Consider the following 20,738-nt stretch of genomic DNA (forward strand, 5'->3'; position numbering starts at 1 on the left):
GGGCCGCCCGGCCGCGCTGCGCCGCCGGCCTGCGCTGCAGGCCGGCGGCCCGGCTGCCGGTCAGCCGCAGAACTCGGCCTCGGCGAGCTTGAGTTTGCCGGTGAACCAGTCGGCGTTGGCGTTGAACGCGACGGCGTGCCGGCCGTCCCGGGTGGTCAGCGCGAGGGTCGACGACCCGTGGATGCCGCCGTCGTGCCCCCAGACGGCGACCCCGCAGGACAGCGTCCCGCCGCCGATGCCGAGCCCTCCGGCGCCCTCCGTGGTGAGCATCTCGCCCAACTCGGCCGGCGGGAGCAGCCGTCCGCGCATCAGCGCGGAGAGGAAGCGGGTGAGGTCGTCGGTCGTGGAGATGATCTCCCCGGCGGCCCCGGCCATCGACGGGTTGAGTTCGGTCGTCTCCACGGGCGTCGGCGAGCCGCCGAACAGCTTCGAGTAGCCGCGCGCGTGCGGCCGTGGCACGGCGGTCGCGGTGCCGGGCACGCTGGTGCCGCCCAGCCCCAGCGGCCGGATGATCCGCCGCTCGATCTCCGTGCCGTACGGGCGTCCGGTCACCTCGGCGACGATCATCCCGGCCAGGACGTAGTTGGTGTTGGAGTACTCGCGCTTCGTCCCCGGCGCGAAGACGGGCGGGTGCGACACGGCGAGCCGCACCAGTTCCGCCGGTGTGTAGGTGTCGTAGCGGTGGCTCAGGAACTGCGGAGTGAACAGCACCGCCGCCATTCCGGGGTCGTCGTCGTAGGCGAACAGCCCGCTGGAGTGGTCGAGCAGTTGCCGGACGCTGATCGCCGAGCCGTCGTTCCCGTTCCCGCTCACCACCCCGGGCAGCCACGTCTCCACGGCGTCGTCGAGGTCGAGCCGCCCCTCCGCCTGGAGCTGGAGGAGGACGGTCGCGACGAACATCTTCGTCACGCTCCCGATCCGGAACCGCTCCCGGGCCGACCGCGGCTGCCCGGTCGCGGTGTCGGCCGTCCCGACCGCCACCGACCGGCTCCCGTGCGGACGGGTCGCCGTGGCGATCATCCCGGGCAATCCCTCGGTCCGCACGGCCGCCTCCATCGCGGCCACCGTCCCGTCGCGTTCCGCCCCGCCCCGTCCCGATCCGGCCGCCGCCGCGGGCAGGGCCGTTCCGAGCACCACCGCCGAGGCCACCGTCGCAACGCCCACCCCGCGCCGAAGCGCGCTGTGCCGAGTCATGTGCATCTCTCCTGAGGTCCGTAGCCCTCGTCCCCCGCCCCCGAACACGTGGACGGCCCGCAGGGACCGGGGGTTCCTGCGGGCCGTCCGTCCGCGCGCAAACCGTCCCCGCGGACGACCCGCCCCGGAGGCGGGGCGTGCGGGAGACCCTTAGGGTCCGCAGCCCGACGACCGCTGACGGCCTCCGCCGTGTCCGCGGCCCCCGATGCCCCCGGCAGGGGGCTCCGGCTGCCCTCGGAGCGGTCTCGGGACTGCGCGTGCGGCACCCCCGGGACTGCCCTCGAAGCGTCCGCGGCGCTGCCTCAACGCTTGCGCCAAAGCGCCCAGTTCTGCTGGGTGTCGGTCCGGTCGACGTACCAGCCGGCGGGGTGCGCGGGCCAGTAGGCCTCGGGCTCCTGCCCCTGGCCGGGCAGGGGGGTGACGACCGCGGTGGCCGCCGGGGGGAGCGGCTGCCAGCGGGGGTCGAGGTACCAGACGCGGCCCCGGTAGACCTCGAAGGTCTGGGTGGTGCGCAGGGTCCATTCGAGGTCCCAGACGAAGACGACGCTGTCGTCGGGCTTCAGCCCCGCGCTGTGGGTGAAGCCGGTGGCCAGGGGCTTGCGCCAGGCCGAGTGCGGCTGGGAGACGCGTTCGGTGATCGTCGCGGTGGCGAACCCGGCGAACAGGACCAGGGAGACGCCGACCGCCCAGAAGGCCCTGCGGCCCCCGGCGGTCCGGATCAGGAGGACGGCGCAGAAGATGACGAGTGCGGCCGTGCTGGCCCGGACCATGGAGAGCCGGCCCCAGTCCGCGGTGAGGAACGACACGTCCGGCAGCGTCCAGAGCACGAAGCCCTGGGTCCGCAGCTTCGAGCCGGCCGAGCCGATCACCAGGACGGCGAGGAGCGCGATCAGCCCGGTCGTCGCCGCCGCGGACCTGCCGAGTGCGCGCCGGCCGCAGCGGGCGACGACCGCGACGCCCGTCACGAAGGCCGCCGGCACGAGGTAGGAGGTGTAGCGGGCGTAGACCCAGTTGTCGATGCGCCCGTCGTCCGGAAGGGCCGCGGCGGAGGCCAGGGCGGTGCCGACGAGGAGCGCCACCAGGACGCCGCCGGTGATGCGGTGCGGGAGCGGCGTGCGGCGGCTGAACACGGCGAACAGGCAGGCGACGACGGCCAGTCCGCCGATTCCCCAGGTGGAGACGGTGAAGTACCAGATCTGGCCGGCTGTCCTGGTGAGGGTCCGCTGGGTGGCCTCCGGGTCGGTGAGGCCCTTCCACAGGAAGCCGCCGACGTCGCTGTCCTCGACGGTGAACTGCGCGTGCAGCCAGCGGGCCAGCAACTCGGTGCCGAGCGCGCCGGCCCCCAGGGCCCCGAGGCCGGCGACGGCCGTGCGCCACGGAGCCTGGCGGAACAGCAGGACGCCGGCGAACACGGCGGCCGTCAGGGCGACGACCACGCCACCGCGGTCGTGCGTGGCCATCGCGTAGGCGGCGGCGGCACCCGCCCCGGCGGCGTACCGGGTACGGCCGCGCGCCGGCCCGTCGGTGAGCCAGCCGTGCAGGCAGAGCAGCCAGGCGAGGATCAGCGCGGGCAGGACGGCGTCCGTGAGCGCGAACTGCGAGTAGAAGACCACCGGCGGCAGCAGCGCGGTGGCGGCGCCGAAGGCGTACGCGGCGCCGCGCTGCAGGCCGAGGCGCCGCAGGGCGGCGTAGGCGAGCGGGAGGACCAGCGCGCTGACCAGGGCGTTGATCCCGAGGACCAGGTGGTACGCCGTCACCGGGTCGTCGGCGATCCGCAGGGCGGGGGAGATCAGCAGCGCGTAGCCGCCGGGGATGACCACGCCGACCGGCATCTCGGTGGTGGGGCGGCCCGCGAGGACGCGTGCCAGGATCAGGTACGACTCCTCGTCCGGGTGGACCGACGGGTAGTCGAGGTGCCGGACGAGGACGAGCCGGAAGAGGACCTGGACGAGGTACCCGGCGGCCAGCGCGGCGGGCCAGAACCAGCGGCGGAGGCGGAGCACCGCCAACCGCCGTATCACCCGGTCCGCGAGTCCGGTCGGCGGTACGGCGGCGGGGGACCCGTCCCGGGTCTCCCGCGGCGTCTCGGCGGCGTCCGCCGTCCCTTCCGCTCCCGCGGTCCTCGCGGTGGGTGTGGTGACCTGCCCCATCGAACTCTGCTCCTCCCAGGCCGACCTGGCCGTATCCCGCTCCCCGGGGTACGGCGGGTGCGTCGAACCGTAGCGCGGGCCTGTGCGGCCCACGTACGCAGGATGACTATATATGTCGTTCACCTGCATATGTGGATCGTGCGGATCCGGAAGGTGCGGCGGGCGGGACCGGCGGTCGGAGCCGCTCCCGAAGGGGCAGGGCGGAGTGCCCCGGAGCGGCGGCCGACGGATCACGGGCGGACGCCCGGCCCGTCACCCGTCGTTCATTCGCCCGCGATCCGGCGGCCGACGGCCCGCTGACCCCGCGCCAGCCACCGCACGGGCCAGTGCAGCAGCACGGCCAGGCAGAGCAGCCACCCGCCCGCGTGCACCGCCCAGACGCCCGCCATGGTGGGGCCGCCCCAGGCCTGGTGGTAGTCGCTGCCCAGGTACCAGACCGGGTAGCCGAAGTTCCGGACCGAGTTGAACAGCGCGTACCCGATCAGCGCGAAGGCCGCCACGTCCAGCGGGAGCCCGAGCGCGGCGCGGCCCAGCACCCGGCCGCCGGTCCACCCCCGGTCGCCGGAGAGCCGGCCCTGCCAGTGGGCGGCCCGCCCGGGCCGACCGGTCAGGGTCAGGGCGACCGCCGCCAGGCCCACCGGCAGCGCCAGGAAGGCGCCGGCCGCAGTGCGGAGGGAACTGCTGAGGGCGGGGCGGAGAGCAGTGTGGAGGGAGTTGCTGAGGGCGGGGCGGACGGTACGGCGGATCGGGGACATCGGTGGGCTCCTCGCCCTCGTGCGGCTGATGTCCTCACCCTCCCGTCCCCGGGCTCCCGCCGTCGTGGCACCGGGGGGCCAACCCCGGTGTCGTACCCGGGTCCGACGTCACCCGTCCCGCGTCACCCCGTGTCCGGGCGGCGAGGGTGGTCCTGCCGGACCCGGGGTCGGATCGGGCCTGGTTGGGGCAGGCGGGTGGCCGCGAAGGTGGAGCCATGACCGAGAACGACGGATCCAAGACCAACCGCAACGACCACCGCACCCCCGGATCGGCCGGCGAATTCGCCGGCAGGACCGTGCTGATCACCGGCGGGACCAGCGGCATGGGCCTCGCCACCGCCCGCCACCTCCTCGCCTCCGGCGCCGAGGTGGTGATCACCGGCCGTGACGAGGCCAGGCTGCGCCGGGCCGAAGCCGAACTGGCGGCAGGGGAAAGGGTGTTCGCCGTACGCGCCGACTCCGCGAAGCCGGCTGACCTGGCCCGCCTGGCCGACCTCGTGGGGGAGCGCCACGGGCGGCTGGACGGCGTCTTCGCCAACGCCGGCGTCGGCATCTTCGAGCTGCCGACCGACGTGACCGAGAAGTCCTTCGACCACACCGTCGACGTCAACTTCAAGGGCGTCTTCTTCACCGTCCAGCACGCGCTGCCGCTGCTGGAGGCCGCCGGCGGCGGGTCCGTCGTCCTGAACGCCTCCTGGACGCTCCACCGCGGCCTGCCCAACGCCCCGGTGTACGCGGCGACCAAGGCGGCCGTCCACAACCTGGCCCGCACCCTGGGCAGCGAGTTCGCCGGGCGCGGCATCCGGGTCAACTCGGTGAGCCCGGGCTACATCGTCACCGAGATGTTCGACGCGGTCATCACCGAACAGTCCGCGAAGGACGCCGTGCTGGCGCAGGTGCCGCTGGGCCGGCTGGGCGAGGCCGAGGACATCGCGGAGACGGTGGCCTTCCTGCTCTCGTCCCGTTCCTCCTACATCACCGGGCAGGACTTCGTGGTGGACGGCGGCGTGGTGGCGGTCGCCGGCAGTTGGTGACGCCGCTGCCGGGGGCGGCCCGGGCCGCGTGCGCGCCGGGGAGGCCCGACCCCTCCCTCAGCCTGGTTCCGGCAGGACCAGGCTGAGGGAGCCCCGAGCAGAGAGAATCGTCCTATGAGCAGCACAGCGATCAGCCTCAACGAGTTCCTGCGGACCCGACGCTCCCGGCTCCGGCCCGAGGACGTCGACCTGCCGGACTACGGCGGTCGCCGCCGGGTGTCGGGGCTGCGCCGCGAGGAACTCGCCCAGCTCGCCGGCGTGAGCGTCGACTACTACACCCGGCTCGAACAGGGGCGGGTGGGCAACCCCTCGGACGCCGTGCTCGACGCCGTCGCCCGCGCGCTGCGGCTCGACCCGGAGGAGGCCCGGCACCTGCACCGGCTCGCCCGCACCGCGCCGGGTGGCGGCAGCGGCCGGGCGTCGGCGGCCAGGGCGTCGGCGGCCCGGGCCGCCGCGGCGCCGCAGCGGGTCCGGCCGACGCTCGCCCGGCTGCTCGACGCCATGATCGACGTGCCGGCCGTGGTGATGGGCCGGCGCATGGACATCCTGGCCTGGAACCGGGCCGCCGTGGCCCTGTTCGGCGACTACGGCGCACTCGACCCGGCCGAGCGGAACATCGCCCGCATCACCTACCTCGATCCGGCCTCGCGCGAGCTGTACGAGGACTGGGTCGGCTGCGCGCGGGAGAACGCCGCCTTCCTGCACCTGGAGGCCGGGCGCCGGCCGGACGACCCCAGGCTCGCCGAGCTGATCGGCGAACTGTCCATGCGCAGCCCGGAGTTCCGCCAGTGGTGGGCCGAGCACCCGGTCCGCGACAAGACGTCCGGCAGGAAGGGGTTCCGGCACCCGCTGGTCGGGCGGATGGAACTGGTCTACGAGACGCTGCGCTCGGCGGACGACCCGGACCAGGCCCTGGTCACGTACACGGCCGAGCGCGGCAGCCCGTCGGACGACGCCCTGCGGATGCTGATCGCCTGGAACGCCGACCGGGAGACGGTGCAGGACCGCGACCGCTCCCCGAACCCGGAGCGGGCCCGTGGCGGGGCCCCGTTCGCCGACCGCGCCGCCCCCCGCTCCGCCGACCGTGCCCCGGGCCTGGCTCGGCCCGACGGCGGCACCGGCCCGGCGGCGTAGGCCAGGGACCGCGTGACCGGTCCGGTCCGGCCCGGCCCGGCCCGGCCCGGACCGGTCACGCGGTCTCCGAACGGCACCCCACGCACCCCAAAGTGCGCTCTTCTGCGGGGGAGTTCACCCGCATACGGTGATCCGGTAACCGACAGCTACCAGGGATCACCGATGACCATCCTCAAGACCTACGCCCGCCTCTGGTCCGACGGCCTCGACCAGGCCCTCCCCCTCCTGCGCACCCTGACCGGCGCCGAACCCGACCTGCTCTTCCGCTTCCACGAGATCGAACTGGCCGCCATCGGCGACTTCCTGGTCATCGCCGGACCGCCCGCCGAACGGGCCAAGTACGCGCACGCCTCGGCGACGGTCGTGGTCTCCGACCTCGACGAGCTCAGCGACACGCTGACCGCCGCCGGGGCCGTCGTCACCACGCCGGAGACCGCCTCCCCGACCGGTCGCTTCCTCTACGCCCGGCACGCGGACGGCGCCGAGGTCGAGTACGTGGAGTGGGTGCCGGACCTGGTCCGCCGGATCGTCCACCGCGAACCCTGAGGCCGTCCCGCCGCCGCTAACCGTCGCCTCGTCAGATGCCTTGGTTCGGAGGGGTCGTGAAGATCCGCTCCGGCGCCGTGCCCACACCGGCCCCGCAGGAATATCTCAGTTGCAGGCGTCACGTTTCTGACTGATCCTTGCCCCATTCGACGAGCAAGGGGAGGGCGACGTGGCGCTGATTCCGGTCCCGGCCTGCCAGGACACCGGCGAGGAGCCGCTCGCCCGGATGCGCACGCACGGGCGGGAGCATCCTGCTCGTGATCGATGAGTTCACGACGAAGGCCACCTACGGCCAGGTCTTCGCGGTCACCCGGTTCCGTGCCGTCTTCGCCGGTCGGCTGCTCGGCGTCATGTCGGACACCCTGCGGTCCGTCGCACTGGCGGTGCTGGTGTTCGACCGGACCGCATCGCCGTTGCTGACGGCGATGACGATGACGATCGGTTTCCTCCCCCAGGCCGTGGGCGGCCTGTTCCTCGCCGCGATGGCGGACCGGTTCTCGCCGCGGACCCTCATCAGCACGGGTTACGCACTCCAGTGCGCGGTCGGGCTGGTGCTCGCGTCCGGCCACCTCCCGGTCGCGGCGGCCCTGGCGCTCGTCGCGGCCGTGGCCTGCCTGACACCCGTCACCACCGGGGCCGCGGGCCGGGTCCTGGCGGAGATCCTCACCGGCGACACCTACGTGCTGGGGCGTTCGCTGTCCTACCTCGTCGCGGTCTCGGCGCAGATGGTGGGCATGGCCGCCGGCGGGGCGCTGGTCGTGTGGCTGGGTGTGGAGCGGACGATGCTGGTCACCGCAGGGGCGCACCTGATCGCGTCGGTGATCAGCCGCCTGTACCTGTCGGGACCGAAGGCGGTCCGCACGGGCGAGTCCACGGCGGGCGGGTCGGCAGCGGCCGGGTCGGCGGCGGTGGGCGGATCGTTGGTGGCCGGCGGGTCGATCGTGCGGAGGACCCTGCAGGGCAACGCCGCGCTCGTCGCCGCGCCCGGGGTCCTCAAGCTGATCATGGTCCAGTGCCTGCCCGCCGCGTACCTGGCCGCGGCGGGGAGCCTGCTCATCCCGTACGCCGCGCAGCGCGCGTTCGGCCCGACGGAGACCGGCACCCTCCTGGCCGCCACGTCCGTCGGCATGCTCATCGGCGACGTCGTCGTCGGGCGGGCGTTCGCGCCCGCCACCCGGGAACGACTCGTCCTGCCCCTGCTGCTGGTGATGGGCGCGCCCCCGGTCACGCTCGTGCTGGACCTGCCGTATCCGGCGGTCGCCGCCGCGTACGTGATCACCGGCGTGGGGTCCGCCTACCTGCTCGGCCTTCAGCGGCGCTTCCTGGAGGCGGTCCCGTCCCACCTCCAGGGACAGAGTTTCGCCCTGCTCAACACCACCACCATGACCATCCAGGGGGTCGGGCCCCTGGTCTTCGGCGTCTTCGCGGAGTTCCTCCCGGTCGGCCTCGCCATCGCCCTGACCGGGGTGAGCAGTGTGACCACCACCCTCCTCCTGCGCTCCGCGATCCGCCCACGCCCGTCCGGCTGATCACCGTGTCACGGGGACTGCGACGCGCCGCCGCCGGTGACCGCCTCGGCATTCCTGAGCGCGGTGTCGATGGACTTCCTGACCAGTTGCAGGTGCTGCAGGTTCGCCCGGACCTCCGCATCCTGGTACTGCGAGGCGTTGTTGTTCCGCAGCTCCGGGATCAGGTTTCCGCGGGTGCCGCGCTCGAAGTACTGGCTGATGCCGTAGCCGCCCGGGCTGTAGTGATCGTCAGGCTGTAGGTGGTGTTGTTGTTGATGACCGAGGCCGCGTTGTTCCTGACGTACTGGCCGTTTCCGGCGCCACCGCCCCCGAAGGTGTAGGCGGAGTCGTCCTGGTAGGTCTCGTAGCCCTGGCTGGTGCCGGAACCGTCGCCGAAGAAGGCGCCCTGGAAGTTGGGGCTGTAGTACAGGCAGGCGTCGTAGCTGGCGCAGTATCCACTCGACGCGGCTGCGGGAGATGCGGAGACGGCGCCGAGGCCGAGTGCGGCTATCGACATCACGCCGGCGGCGACCTTCGTGCGGATGGTCATGGGAAATCCCCTTGTCAGTTGATCGATGGGTGTGCAAAGCAGGGGGGGGCTTGATCGGCGCATCGGTGATGTGCTCTCCATTCGAACCCCACGGAATCCCCGGGCGCTGGAATCAATCGGAGTGTCGATGCTCAGGTGACTGAGCGTCAAGCTTGCAATCTGTAGAGCCGTTGACCTGATGGGGCCGAATTGTCGGGCCGGGCCGATCGGGCGACAGGTGGGCGGAGTCCCGCAGATGAATTCCCGGAGTCCCTGATCGGTGCGGACCGTGCGGGGTTCGCCGTCCGAAGGGTCGCCGCCGGACCGGCCGGGTTCGGGTCGTGAGCCTGCCGGGCCGTCCGCGGCCTGTGCGCGGGCGCGCCGCGGCGGTCAGTCCGAGAACGAGGCGGATCCAGGATCACTCAACGGCGGAACCGGAGTTGTGCCCGTTGCTGCGAAGTGTCACGGCACTTCGTGATGCACTCATGTCAATTCCCCCGTCCGACGCCCATGCTTCGTGACGAAGGTGGAAATCCCGTTGCGACACCCCCGTTCCACGTCATGATCAAGAATGCAGACACATCCGGGGAGCCGGAAGCTCTCATTCCGGAGGGTGGACGGTGGATGCTTGCCGAGGGCGCCGGGGCCGGCCCGGCCGGCCGGTCACTCCCCGCGGGCGCCGTCGGCCAACTCCCGGAGCACGTCCATGTGGCCGACGTGACGGGCCGTCTCCTGGATCACGTGACCGAGCAGCCACCGCACGGTGTAGTCCTTTCCGTCGACGCTCCGGGCCGCGCGGTCGTCCGCGGTCCTGTGGGCCAGCGCCCGTTCGGACCGGAGCCACTCCTCCCGGTAGGCGGCGACCAGACCGGACGGGGTGTCGCGACCGTCCAGCCGCCATTCCGCGTGGACGTCCTCCTTCACCCACAGCGAGGGCAGGTCCGATCCGCCGCCGACGATCGACAGCCAGAAGCGCTCCACCGCGGTGAGGTGCCTGACGATGCCGCCCAGGCTCATGAACGGCGACGTCGGGAGCGGGGTGGCGGCGGCGAGGGTTGCGTCCAGGCCCGCGACCTTGTTGACGACCGTGGTGCGGAGGAAGGACAGGAACTCCCACTGCAGGCGGAGTTCGTCATCGGCCACCGTCGACGGCCAACGGCGCTCCAGGGAGCCGGCCACCGGGTTCTGGTTCGACATGCGGGCAGTGTAGGCGCCCGGAGGAGGGTCTCGCGGGGGAAGGGCGGCTGCCGCCCGTCGGGGCGCCCCGACCGAATCGCCGGATGTGATGTCGCCATGGAGGGAGCGCATATGACGCCCAACCACCTTGGACGAAGAGCGCCTTCAAGCAGTGGGGGCCAACCGTGGAGGATCCCGCTGCGGGCGTCGTCGCGGGTGGGCGTCGTCGGGGGTGGGCGTCATCGCGGGTGGGCGTGGAGGGACGGGCCGAAGTAGGTGCCGAAGAACCGGTGTGACCAGCTGCCCCGCTGAACGTGACAGGGCAGCCGACTGGGGCCGTCGTAGTCGCTCTCCATCAACTCCTCGGGAACCACCACGTAGCCGAGGTCGACCAGGGCCCGGGTCGTCGTGGCGAGATCGGCGTCGTCCAGCTCTCCTTCGGCCCGGGCGTCCTCCGTCCCGAGGAAGGCCCCCGGGTTCTCGGCGCAGATCACGGCCAGGGAGCCGAAGTTGCTGAGGCAGACGACGATCCGGGTCCCGCACACCGTCGCCCCGCCCGGCACGACGACCCGGCCGAACTCGCTGGAGTCCTGGGTGGTCCCGGCCTCGCACCGGGTCGCGAAGTCACCGTCGAGCCGGGTCACCAGCTCGCCCAGCCGGGCCGCCAGCGCGGCTCGGTCGTAGTGCTGCGGCCACTCCAGCCAGTCCGGGTCGTCGAGTTCGCGCAGCAGGGCCCGTAGATCCGCTTCGTTCTCCGTCATGCGGTCATTCTGGCGGACTGGGCGGTGGACGGCGGGCCGCGCATCGGGGCAGGCTCGTCCGCAGAGGTCCCGGACCGCTACCGGGGCCCTCTGCCCGTGTGACCTCACCGACCCCGTGCACCCCACCGAGCGCCGGACCGACGGCACTTGGTGCTCAGTCTCCTGGAGATCTTCATGCCGCTGCCCGCCTCGCCCGTGCTGCTGACCGGAAACGACCTCGTCCTGCGGGAGTGGGCGCACGCGGACCTGCCGGCCATGGTCGAGCTGTTCGACGAGCCCGACGTCGCCGCCCGCACCACGCTCCGCTCGCCCTTCGACCTGGACGCGGCGCGCGAGTACCTGGAAACGATCGACCGGAGCCGGGCCGAAGGGCAACGCCTTCATCTCGCGATCACGGCCGACGGCCACCAGCCCCTGGGGGCAGTGCATCTCAACCTCTCCCGGGGCACCATGGGCTACGCCGTCGGCAGCGCCCACCGCGGACGGGGTCTGGCCCTGCGAGCCATGCGGCTCCTGACCGACTACGCCCACCAGGTCCTTCAACTTCCCCGGCTGCTGCTGGAGATCGAGAGCGACAACGCCCCCAGCATCGCCGTCGCCCGGGCCCTGGACTTCCGTCCCACCGGCGACGAGCCGGAGCGCGTGCAGGGGAACGGCCGGACCTACTCCTGGCACACCTGGGCCCATGGCGCACCCGCCATCCGCCGGCCGCCGATCCGCAAGCCTTAGGACCTGTCTCGTGGATCATGTTCTTGCCCACATGGCGATAGAAGCGACGGTGACGGCGGCTTCGAAGTGGACAGCGAGTTTGTCCGTGCGCATCGCTACTCCCCGCCATTGCTTCAGCCGGGCGATGCCCCGTTCGACGGTGTTGCGGTTCTTGTAGCCCTCGGGGTCGAACGCGGGCGAGCGGCCGCCCGCGCGCCCGCGGCGCTTGCGGTTGGCGACCTGGTCGGACGGTTCGGGGATGAGTGCCCTGATGCCGCGATTTCGTAGGTGGGTGCGGATGGCCCGGGAGGAGGCAGAGCTTCGATCTTCTCCCACGCCGGGTCGGCCGGCCATTCGTGTCGTTTCACGCAGTGACAACGGCGCCGGAGATCAATGGGCACCGGGAACCGGTAGCCGTCGGTGCCCGCCTGCTGGAGACGGGCACCGACGAGCACGTGCCGTTGCCCGGTCAGGAGAAGACGACAGAACGGATCTTGGTGTCCTCCCCGAGCTCCTTGCCGGGGTCCATGGCGGTGTAGGTGTCACCGTTGCAGTCGGTTTCGAGGAACACGGTGGCGGTGGAGACGGTGTAGTTCTGGGGCGAGTTGCCCGGGGCTTCTTCGGTGGTGGCCGGCAGGTTGATGCACACGCCGCTCGTCTGGTCGCTGATGCCGGCTTTTTCACCCGTGCTGGTCTTGTAGAAGAAGTCGCCGGTGGTGGCGTGGGCCGAGGACGACATGGTCACGGCCACGGCCACGGCTACGAGTAGCGCGCCGATGGGCGTGCCGAGGGTCCGGTGAAGACGCATGAGGAGGTGATCCTTCTGAGCAGGGAACTGTTCGGCCCGAATGTGCCCGCTCTCCATCCCCTCCCAACCCGCGCCCAACCTGGTTGCCCCGGTTGGAGCAGTGACGAATCGATTCTGCCGATGCCATCCGGTTCCACCCGTACGGGCAGCTGTGAAGCACCCCGGGCATCCGCGGTCGGGCCGTCGTCGTTCTCCCTTGATCCACGAGACAGGTCCTAGCCGCGTGTCGGGGTGCGATCCGGTAGGCCGTCTCGCGGGACACCGAATCGCCTGATCGACACCGAAGGGGAGTTCATCGGACCGTATCTGCCGATCGGCGAGTGCGGCCGGTACCCCGAACGACTGCGGCAGCCATTCGAGCACGTGGTAAGGCAGTTCAGTACGGGCTCCTCGGCAGCGGCCTGGTGGGATCCACCCGCCCCACGCAGACCAGTCGGCCGGGTTGGTTCAACTGGCCCTCCAGTCAAGTGAGTTCGTTGTCCAATTGGCCTTTTTTCCTCTTCCCGAGCGCTGTGCCGGTGGATAGCGTGCCACAGCACGTCACCAACGGAGAGGTCGTCTGATGAACATCCGTAAGAAGATCGCCACGCTGACTGCCGCGGTCCCCCTGCTGGTCGGTGTGTCGGTGGCGACCGCGCCCACCGCATCAGCCACGGAGAGCTGCACCGGCGGGTACGTCTGCATCTACCAGGGCGACATCGCGGACGGCAGCGGCAATCACCCACTGGTGTACAGGTTCTACGAATACGGCACCTACAACGTGTACAACCTCGTTGGGGAGTACACCGTGAAGAACTGCCAGACAGGCGGCGCGGGGGTCACGGGCTACACCGGGTGGAACGCCGGGGGAGGCATTGCCTGGTCCATCCCCGTCAACAACTGTGCGGGGGGCCTCTGGGTGAACCTCACGTCGACGTACTCCGTCAGGGTGTACCCGTGATCGCACGTCTTCACGAAGCTGGGTGAGTCGGCGCGAGCTCACGTGCACGGGCGGCCTACGGGGGCCGCATCGGCCGAGAGGAACAGGTGCTCCGTTCCGTGAGGCCGGGGACACGGCCTGCGGGTGTGTTCGTGTGCGTTGCCCTCGGTGGCGAGGGCGTCGCACCGGGCGTGTGACCCGGCACAGAAGCCTTGTCGGTACACCTAGTAGTCGACCGGTTCGCGGATGACGGGGCAGGTCATGCAGTGGCCGCCGCCGCGGCCCCGGCCGAGTTCGGCGCCGACGATGGTGATGACCTCGACACCGGCCTTGCGCAGCAGCGTGTTGGTGAGGGTGTTGCGGTCGTAGGTGAAGACCACGCCGGGTTCGAGGGCGACGGCGTTGTTGCCGCTGTCCCACTGCTGGCGCTCGGAGGCGTACACGTCGCCGCCCGTCTCGATGACGCGCAGCCGGACGCCGAGGGCCTCGCCGACGACGTCGGTGAAGCTCCGGGAGCCCTCGTCGGTGATGTCGATGCCGACGGCGTTGTCCCCGGGGCGCAGCGTGAAGGCGTGGACGGCGTTCATGATGGTCGGGTAGAGCGTGACGATGTCGCGGTCGGCGAACGTGAAGACCGTGTCGAGGTGCATGGCGGCGCGGAGTCTCGGCATGCCGGCGACGATGACCCGCTCCGCCGCGCCCTGGGCGAAGAGCGCACTGGCGACCTGGGTGATGGCCTGGCGGGAGGTCCGTTCGGACATGCCCATCAGGACCACGCCGTTCCCGACCGGCATGATGTCGCCGCCCTCGAAGGTCGCCTGGCCCCACTCCCGTTCGGGGTCGCCCCACCAGACGGTGGAGCCGGTGAACTCCGGGTGGTACCGGTAGACCGCCTTCATGAGCAGGGTCTCGTCGTGCCGGGCGGGCCAGTAGAGGGGGTTGAGGGTGAGCCCGCCGTAGAGCCAGCACGTGGTGTCGCGGGTGTAGAGGGTGTTGGGGAGCGGCGGCATGAGGTACTCGCGGGTGCCGGTCGACTCGCGGGCCAGACCGATGTACCCGGAGCGGTAGTCGTCCGGGAGGTCGCCGGTGGCCAGTCCGCCGATCAGGAACTCGGCCAGTTCCTTCGGGGCCAGGGTCTCCAGGTAGCCGCGGGTGCCGTCGACCAGCCCGAGTCCGACCTCGTTGGGGGTGATCTTCCGGTCGAGCAGCCAGTCCCGGGCGCCCGGCACGATCAGGGTCTGGGCGAGCAGGTCGTGCAGTTCGACGACGTCGACGCCGCGCTGGGTCAGCTTGTTGACGAAGTCGGCGTGGTCGCGCTGGGCGTTCTCGACCCACATGACGTCGTCGAAGAGCAGGTCGTCGGAGTTGGTCGGGGTGAGGCGGCGGTGGGCCAGGCCGGGCCGGCAGACCAGGACCTTGCGCAGGCGGCCGACCTCGGAGTGGACGCCGTAGCCGTGGGCCGGGCTGGAGGCGGTGTCGTTCACGGTCACGGTGGGCCTTTCGGTGACGGGACGGGCGAGGGGCAGACAGCGGACGCGCGCGGGCGCGGAAGGGTTCAGATGGTGATCCACCCGGCGGCCAGGGCGGTGATCCCGGCGACGGCACCCGCGATCGAGACGGCGAGGATGACGAGTTCGCGCGGGGAGAAGAGCCGCCGCCCCTGCTCCCGGCGGGCCATCACGAACAGGACGGTGGCGGGCGCGTAGACGATGAAGGAGACCAGGACGAACTTGAGCCCGGCCGCGTAGAGCAGGAACGCGGTGTACACGGTGGCCAGCACGCCGACCGTGAGCTCCCGCCCGCGCGAGCGGGTGCCCGGGGCCGAGCGGTGGGCGATCTTGGCGGCGTACGCGGCGGCGAGCAGGTACGGGATGAGGCTGAGCGCGCTGGTCAGGTCGAGGGCGAAGTTGAACGCGTCGTCGGAGAGCAGGGTCACGAAGAGGACGACCTGCGACAGCACGGTGGTCATCAGCAGGGCGGGCACGGGGACGTCGGAGGCGTTGGTGCGGCGCAGGAACCGCGGCATGTCCTTGTCCTTGGCCGCGACGAGCAGGACCTCGGCGGCCATCAGGGTCCAGGCCAGGTACGCGCCCAGCACCGAGACGATGAGGCCCACGCTGACCATGACCTTGCCCCAGGTGCCGACCGCGGCCTCCAGGACGCCGGCCATCGATGGCTGGCGCAGCTCGGCGATCTCGGCCATGGGCAACAGGCCGTAGGAGACGATGGTGACGGAGGCGAAGATCGAGAAGACGCTCAGGAAGCCCAGCACGGTGGCCCGTCCGACGTCCTCGCGCCGCTTGGCGTGGCGGGAGTAGACGCTGGCGCCCTCCACCCCCAGGAAGACGAAGACCGTGGCGAGCATGGTGCCCCGCACCTGCTGGAACAGGGAGCCCGCGTAGTCGGCGCCGCGGAAGTTCTCGGCGAAGACGTCCGTGTCCAGGGAGAACAGGGCCAGCAGGATGAAGACCAGGATCGGGACCAGCTTGGCGACCGTGACGACCCGGTTGATCGTCGCCGCCTCCTTCACACCCCGTCTGATCAGGAGGAAGAACAGCCAGAGCCCGGCCGAGGAGCAGACCGCGGCCAGGAGGGTGTCACCGTCGCCGAGCGCGGGGGCGATCGCGCCGATCGTCGACATGATCAGCACCCAGTACGTCACGTTGCCCACGCACGCGCTGGCCCAGTAGCCGAACGCGGAGAAGAAGCCGAGGTACTCGCCGAATCCGGCCTTGGCGTAGGCGTAGACGCCGGCGTCGAGGTCGGGCTTGCGGACGGCGAGGGTCTGGAAGACGAGGGCGAGCATCAGCATGCCCGTGCCCGCGATCGCCCACGCGATCAGCGCTCCGGCGACGCCGGTCTCCTGCGCGAAGCGGCTGGGGAGCGAGAAGACGCCCGCACCGACCATCGAACCGACGACCATGGCGGTCAGGGTCGGGAGCGTCACCTTCGCGGTCGATCCCGGCCGGGCGGCGAGGTCGGCGCCCTCCGGGGGGCCGCCGTCGTCCTTCCGCATGCCACCTCCGTTTCGTACGGCCCGGCTGCCCTGCCGGCGGGCCGGTTCGGTTCCGGTCGCGGTCCGGCGGGTCGGCCCGGTTCGGTTCCGGTCGCGGTCCGGCGGGTCGGCCCGGTTCGGTTCCGGTCGCGGTCCGGCGGGTCGGGCCCGGTTCGGCCCTGGTCCGGTCCGGTCAGGCGGGTCGGGGACCGGCCTCTGGCGAGACGGTTACCGGATCATTTGTTCATATACGTCCGCTTGCGGCGAGCGGCGGACGCCGCGTCCCGAGGCTTCCGAGGAGGCCCGCGGCCGGATGGCGGACGCCGTTCGGCACTGGTCAGCCAGGGTCCGCGGTCCCCGCACCGGCCGACCGGCGGGCGACGGAGGCGCCGTCCGCCGCCTCGTCCGAACGGTCGACGCAGGGGAGCGCGGAGAGGAGCGGTCGGAGGGGAGCGGTCGGAGGGGCGGGCGGGGCCTCAGTTCAGTACGTCGAGGACCAGCCGGGTGCCGCCGCTCGCGAGCAGCATCATGGCGATCGCGACCAGCAGGATCCCCGCGACCTTCTCCAGAACGGCGCCGGTCGAGTCGGACACCCGCCGGGTCACGTGCCCGGCCGCGTACAGCGTCAGCCCGGTGACCGCCGCGTACCCGAACCCCGCGACGGTCAGCCCCACCGCCGCCCACCAGCCGGGTGCCTCGGCGCGGTAGGCGACGAAGAAGCCGAAGGTCGTCCCGCCGAAGGTGAGGGGGAAGGTCAGCGGGGTGAAGACGATCGAGCGCCACGGTGCCGGCGGCCCGGCACCCGCCCTCCCGGGGCCCGGCCCGGAGCCGGTCTCGGCACGCGGTCCGGGCTCGGCGCCCGGTCCGGTGCCGCCCGGTCCGGCCGGGGGCTCGACGGCGGCCTCGGCCACCGCCTTCGGCGGCGGCGCGGTCCGGCCGGTCATCATCGGCACCGCCGCCAGCAGCAGTGCGATGCCGCCCGTCGCGGACAGCGCCGCCGTACTGATGCCCAGCAGCTCCAGCAGCGGCTCGCCGATCCAGAGCGCCGCGAGCATCAGCACCGAGACGTTGGTGAACAGACCCCACGCCAGCTTCCGCTGCTCGTCGGACGTGTAGCCCTCGACGATCGGCAGGTAGGAGGAGAGTGCGGCGATCGGGCTGTAGAGCGCGAAGAGGGCGAGGAACAGCAGCAACGCGTCGTCGAGGTGCAGCGAGGGCATCGGACTCCCAACGGGGGCGGGGGTGCGCGCGGGACCGCGGCATGTCCGTGCCTCCGCCGCGTCGCAGCCGGTACCGCCAGCCTTGGGCCGCCTCCCGGGGCGGGCCAGCGGTTCTGAGCCGAACGGACTACCCGCCCCCCCGGTCCCGCCCCGACCGGACCGGACCGGCGGACCCGTCCGGCGGAGCGGGGCGGCCGGGCGCCGCCGGGCGGCCTCCGTGAAGTGCCGGGGGAGCTGATCCGGGCGAGACTGGGGCGAAACGGCCCGCAGGGCCCGGTACCGGCGGGACCATCGGCCCGGCGCGTCCGCCCTTCCGGCCCTGCCGCCTGCGCGGACCCGGGGGTGGGATGGAGCCGAGGGGCCGGAACCTGGTTCCGGGCCGTCGGCCGAACGCAACCGCGAGGGCAGGAGCACAGAGATGAAGGCCGCCGTCGTCCACGACTTCACCCAGCCGCTAGTGATCGAGGACCGCCCGGTGCCCGAGCCCGGGCCGCACCAGGTCCGGGTCAGACTGGAGGCGTCGGGGCTCTGCCACACCGACATCCACGCCGCGCACGGCGACTGGCCGGTCAAGCCCACCCCGCCGTTCGTGCCGGGCCACGAGGGCGTCGGCATCGTCGAGGCGGCCGGCGCGGAGGTCCGGCACGTCGGAGTCGGCGAACGGGTCGCCATCGCGTGGCTCGCGGATGCCTGCGGGCGCTGCGACCAGTGCGTCTCCGGCTGGGAGACCCTCTGCCTCCAGCAGCACAACAGCGGCTACTCCGTCGACGGCGCCTACGCCGAGTACGCCCTCGCGCACGGCGACTACGTCGTCCCCGTCCCCGACGGCATCGACCCGCTGGACGCCGCCCCGCTCTCCTGCGCCGGCGTCACCACCTACAAGGCCCTCAAGGTGTCCGGCGCCCGGCCGGGCACGCGCGTCCTCGTCTCCGGCATCGGCGGCCTCGGCCACCTCGCCCTCCAGTACGCGCGGATCAGCGGCGCCGAGACGATCGCCGTCGACGTCACCGACGACAAGCTCGCCCTCGCCCGCGAGCTGGGCGCCGACCACGTCCTCGACGCCCGCACCCAGGACGTCGCCGCCGAGGTCCAGAAGCTGGGCGGCGCCCACGCTGCCGTCGCCCTCGCCGTCAGCAACGCCTCGTTCCAGGCCGCCTACGGGGCGCTGCGCCGCGGCGGCACCCTCGTGCTCGTCGCGCTCCCGGCGGAGGGCAAGCTCGAACTCCCCGTCTTCGACACGGTCCTGAACGGCACCAAGGTGATCGGCTCCATCGTCGGCACCCGCGAGGACCTCGCCGAGGTGTTCCGCCTCCACGCCCTCGGCCGCACCCGCGTGATCCGCGAGACCCGCCGGCTGGAGGACGTCAACGCCTGCTTCGACGAAGTCCTCGGCGGCAAGGTCTCCGCCCGCCTGGTCTTCGACCTGACCTGACCCGGGATGCGGCGGAGGGGGATGCTTGAGGGTAGGTCTGCCGAGTGCGACGATCTGAGTACTGATTGAGGTCCAAAAGGCGCTGACTATTGGTGCAGCGTGTAGCTGCAATCTACCCGGCGTCACCCAGGTCCGGAAACTCAATGCCCTTAAGGTCTCTCAGCTCTATGGGAACACGCTCGGTAATTGTTGCTTGTCGGCCAGCTGAGTGCTTTAGATTTGAAAAGGCCGTCGAAGAAACTACCGCCGGCGCGGGGCAATTATGTATCGGCAGCGGGGTCGTGCCAGTGCGCACATAGTACGCGTGGAGGTCCGCAATGGTTAGGCTTTGTTTTGAAGTCCCATAGGGTCGGGCCGCTGCCAATGCCACATGCAAGGCGCTCGGCCCGGGAATTATCGGCCGAGCGCCTTGCATAAAATGCTTGCGGTCTTGGGTGGCTGACCGTGCGTTGTGCGGCCCCTGGAGGTCGTCCAGTGCTTAGCCGACGGTCGGCTGTAGCCACTAGAATCGGCGGGGCATCACATCTGCCTGAGGCCGTATTGTCGCCTTCGGCGACGCCTTTCCATCAAGTCTTGCCGGCTTTACGGGTCAAGTCGTCCGGAGTCGCTCCACGCTGCAGCCGCCCACTATGACACCTTCAATCTGAATATTCGACTGATCGCCGTCCGCGTAGACGAGTGTCCGGTAGGATGGAAATTCGCTCTCAACTGGATCGCCGTAAGAATCCGGCTGGGTGATAATCTTCACCATTGTCGATCCAATCTTCGCCGTCCAGTAGTCGCCGGTATAGTGACTTTCTCGCTGTTCGAAGACGCATTCGAGCTGTCGACCAATAGCAATCGCAGCTTCACTTGGCAAATTTCCACAGATCCCAAACAGTGCATGTCCCGTCATGGATCCTCCTTCTTTCCGATGCCAGGAACTCAACCGCAGTGACATGGTAGGGCGGGAATGGTGTCGGTGCCTCGAGCAATTGCGCTTTCCATATTCGGAAATATCACGAAATTGACTGGGCGGCCCGCAATGAGGTCAAGCCTCTTCTTCATCCCAAGAATCCCAAGGCTTTCAAGCTGTGCGAGGGATAGCTCGGCGGACCTTGTTCCACCCGCGAACTCGTGCACCGTGACACCCGATCTGCGCGCCTCCTCGAAGAGTTCCGACCCGATTAGGTCGATGTCGTAGTCACTGTGACTGCCGAACGGGCGGCCCGATGTGTATCCCACGCCGGTTACTGGACTTCCTCGGAATTGTACTGCCACGCCCGATAAGAGGCGTCGGCAAGGCCTTCGCTCATGGCTCCGATGAATTAGTTGTAGTCTTCCTTTGTATTGAACCCCTGCGGCAGATCACAGTTGTAAACGAGGATCGGCGTGGTCCCTGTCAGCACAGAGTAAGTGTGGCAGGCGGCCCTTCTCGGCCTGCGCATTCGCAGGTGAGCGGGAATCTACCCGTGCGCGGAGGTGCATGGAAGGGCGCTGCTGTCCGGGCTTGTTGCTGTCAGCATTATTGTCAGTGGTCTACACCACGATGGGCCGTCAGGTACGTCCGCCGGTGGTGGAGCGGTTTTGGCCGGTGTCCTGTCCGGTCTGGGATCGAGCATGATCGGGGGGCCGTAAGCTGCTGCGACTCGGTCAGGGCTCTTTGGGTCTGACCGCAGTGTGGCCGAGTGGCCCCCCGGCCTTGCTCGATGCGGGTCCCTGGCCGGGGCAGCGGCGCGCGCAGGGCGCGCGCCCTTGACCTTGTAGAGCGGAATTCGGCAGTGACTTAGAAGATATCTCATTTGGATAGCCGTCGGGTGCAGATGAGGGCTGCGGCGATGCTGGCGAAGGCGGCGAAGTGGTCGGCCTTGCGTTCGTAGCGGCGGTGCA

Annotated in this window: 18 protein-coding genes and 1 pseudogene; 7 read left to right on the forward strand and 12 right to left on the reverse strand. The window is 71.0% G+C overall.

What is annotated here, in order from left to right:
* Positions 1 to 60 precede the first annotated feature (60 nt).
* The 3 genes from ACFWIC_RS30465 to ACFWIC_RS30475 all read right to left on the reverse strand — a co-directional run bounded on the left by ACFWIC_RS30465 (position 61) and on the right by ACFWIC_RS30475 (position 4,099).
* Positions 61 to 1,194, reverse strand: coding sequence for a serine hydrolase domain-containing protein (locus ACFWIC_RS30465; protein ID WP_380520497.1), 1,134 nt, complete (start codon positions 1,192 to 1,194; stop codon positions 61 to 63).
* Positions 1,195 to 1,496: 302 nt separating this feature from the next.
* Positions 1,497 to 3,344, reverse strand: coding sequence for a hypothetical protein (locus tag ACFWIC_RS30470; protein ID WP_355405690.1), 1,848 nt, complete (start codon positions 3,342 to 3,344; stop codon positions 1,497 to 1,499).
* Positions 3,345 to 3,607: 263 nt separating this feature from the next.
* Positions 3,608 to 4,099, reverse strand: a complete 492-nt coding sequence (locus tag ACFWIC_RS30475) for a hypothetical protein (protein ID WP_380520498.1) — start codon at positions 4,097 to 4,099, stop codon at positions 3,608 to 3,610.
* Positions 4,100 to 4,314: 215 nt separating this feature from the next.
* On the opposite strand from ACFWIC_RS30475, the gene ACFWIC_RS30480 reads away from it, so the two are divergent.
* The 4 genes from ACFWIC_RS30480 to ACFWIC_RS30495 all read left to right on the forward strand — a co-directional run bounded on the left by ACFWIC_RS30480 (position 4,315) and on the right by ACFWIC_RS30495 (position 8,342).
* On the forward strand, positions 4,315 to 5,133 hold the full coding sequence (locus ACFWIC_RS30480) for an SDR family NAD(P)-dependent oxidoreductase (protein WP_380520499.1): 819 nt from the start codon (positions 4,315 to 4,317) through the stop codon (positions 5,131 to 5,133).
* Positions 5,134 to 5,247: 114 nt separating this feature from the next.
* Positions 5,248 to 6,267 (forward strand): helix-turn-helix transcriptional regulator, encoded by a 1,020-nt coding sequence (locus tag ACFWIC_RS30485; RefSeq protein WP_380355113.1) that lies wholly within the window; start codon positions 5,248 to 5,250, stop codon positions 6,265 to 6,267.
* Positions 6,268 to 6,429: 162 nt separating this feature from the next.
* On the forward strand, positions 6,430 to 6,813 hold the full coding sequence (locus ACFWIC_RS30490; RefSeq protein WP_329947491.1) for a VOC family protein: 384 nt from the start codon (positions 6,430 to 6,432) through the stop codon (positions 6,811 to 6,813).
* A 257-nt stretch (positions 6,814 to 7,070) separates the two neighbouring features.
* Positions 7,071 to 8,342 carry an MFS transporter gene (locus tag ACFWIC_RS30495; RefSeq protein ID WP_380520500.1) on the forward strand — a complete coding sequence of 424 codons (1,272 nt, stop codon included), beginning with the start codon at positions 7,071 to 7,073 and terminating at the stop codon, positions 8,340 to 8,342.
* A gap of 160 nt (positions 8,343 to 8,502) precedes the next feature.
* Here the strand turns inward: ACFWIC_RS30495 and ACFWIC_RS30500 are convergent, their stop codons facing one another.
* The 3 genes from ACFWIC_RS30500 to ACFWIC_RS30510 all read right to left on the reverse strand — a co-directional run bounded on the left by ACFWIC_RS30500 (position 8,503) and on the right by ACFWIC_RS30510 (position 10,787).
* On the reverse strand, positions 8,503 to 8,871 hold the full coding sequence (locus ACFWIC_RS30500; protein WP_329947493.1) for a hypothetical protein: 369 nt from the start codon (positions 8,869 to 8,871) through the stop codon (positions 8,503 to 8,505).
* Between the two features lie 642 nt (positions 8,872 to 9,513).
* A complete protein-coding gene (locus ACFWIC_RS30505) occupies positions 9,514 to 10,047 on the reverse strand; it encodes a DinB family protein (protein ID WP_380355109.1) in 534 nt (177 codons plus the stop codon).
* 218 nt (positions 10,048 to 10,265) lie between these two features.
* Positions 10,266 to 10,787 carry a hypothetical protein gene (locus tag ACFWIC_RS30510; RefSeq protein WP_380355107.1) on the reverse strand — a complete coding sequence of 174 codons (522 nt, stop codon included), beginning with the start codon at positions 10,785 to 10,787 and terminating at the stop codon, positions 10,266 to 10,268.
* A 150-nt stretch (positions 10,788 to 10,937) separates the two neighbouring features.
* Here ACFWIC_RS30510 and ACFWIC_RS30515 point away from each other — a divergent pair, with 150 nt between their 5' ends.
* Complete coding sequence (locus ACFWIC_RS30515) at positions 10,938 to 11,516, forward strand: GNAT family N-acetyltransferase (RefSeq protein ID WP_380520506.1); 579 nt, start codon at positions 10,938 to 10,940, stop codon at positions 11,514 to 11,516.
* A gap of 15 nt (positions 11,517 to 11,531) precedes the next feature.
* Here ACFWIC_RS30515 and ACFWIC_RS30520 read toward each other — a convergent pair.
* Positions 11,532 to 11,840 (reverse strand): annotated as a pseudogene (locus ACFWIC_RS30520) (transposase); the annotation flags it as partial.
* Between the two features lie 124 nt (positions 11,841 to 11,964).
* Positions 11,965 to 12,303: a hypothetical protein gene (locus ACFWIC_RS30525; protein ID WP_380355104.1), complete on the reverse strand. Its 339-nt coding sequence runs from the start codon at positions 12,301 to 12,303 to the stop codon at positions 11,965 to 11,967.
* Positions 12,304 to 12,865: 562 nt separating this feature from the next.
* Here ACFWIC_RS30525 and ACFWIC_RS30530 point away from each other — a divergent pair.
* Positions 12,866 to 13,243, forward strand: a complete 378-nt coding sequence (locus ACFWIC_RS30530) for a hypothetical protein (protein ID WP_380520501.1) — start codon at positions 12,866 to 12,868, stop codon at positions 13,241 to 13,243.
* Positions 13,244 to 13,446: 203 nt separating this feature from the next.
* On the opposite strand, the gene ACFWIC_RS30535 is transcribed toward ACFWIC_RS30530, so the two are convergent.
* The 3 genes from ACFWIC_RS30535 to ACFWIC_RS30545 all read right to left on the reverse strand — a co-directional run bounded on the left by ACFWIC_RS30535 (position 13,447) and on the right by ACFWIC_RS30545 (position 17,437).
* Positions 13,447 to 14,712, reverse strand: coding sequence for an arginine deiminase (locus ACFWIC_RS30535; protein ID WP_380355101.1), 1,266 nt, complete (start codon positions 14,710 to 14,712; stop codon positions 13,447 to 13,449).
* 65 nt (positions 14,713 to 14,777) lie between these two features.
* Positions 14,778 to 16,238, reverse strand: coding sequence for a basic amino acid/polyamine antiporter (locus ACFWIC_RS30540; RefSeq protein WP_380520502.1), 1,461 nt, complete (start codon positions 16,236 to 16,238; stop codon positions 14,778 to 14,780).
* Positions 16,239 to 16,693: 455 nt separating this feature from the next.
* Complete coding sequence (locus ACFWIC_RS30545; RefSeq protein ID WP_380355096.1) at positions 16,694 to 17,437, reverse strand: MarC family protein; 744 nt, start codon at positions 17,435 to 17,437, stop codon at positions 16,694 to 16,696.
* Between the two features lie 418 nt (positions 17,438 to 17,855).
* Between ACFWIC_RS30545 and adhP the strand changes: the two genes are divergently transcribed.
* The gene (gene adhP / locus ACFWIC_RS30550) at positions 17,856 to 18,869 is read left to right on the forward strand and encodes an alcohol dehydrogenase AdhP (RefSeq protein ID WP_329948567.1); all 1,014 of its coding nucleotides are present in this window, start codon (positions 17,856 to 17,858) and stop codon (positions 18,867 to 18,869) included.
* A gap of 589 nt (positions 18,870 to 19,458) precedes the next feature.
* On the opposite strand, the gene ACFWIC_RS30555 is transcribed toward adhP, so the two are convergent.
* On the reverse strand, positions 19,459 to 19,764 hold the full coding sequence (locus ACFWIC_RS30555) for a hypothetical protein (protein WP_380520503.1): 306 nt from the start codon (positions 19,762 to 19,764) through the stop codon (positions 19,459 to 19,461).
* Between the last annotated feature and the right edge of the window lie 974 nt (positions 19,765 to 20,738).

Source organism: Kitasatospora sp. NPDC127035 (genome assembly GCF_042726075.1).
In the GTDB taxonomy this organism is placed as follows: domain Bacteria; phylum Actinomycetota; class Actinomycetes; order Streptomycetales; family Streptomycetaceae; genus Kitasatospora.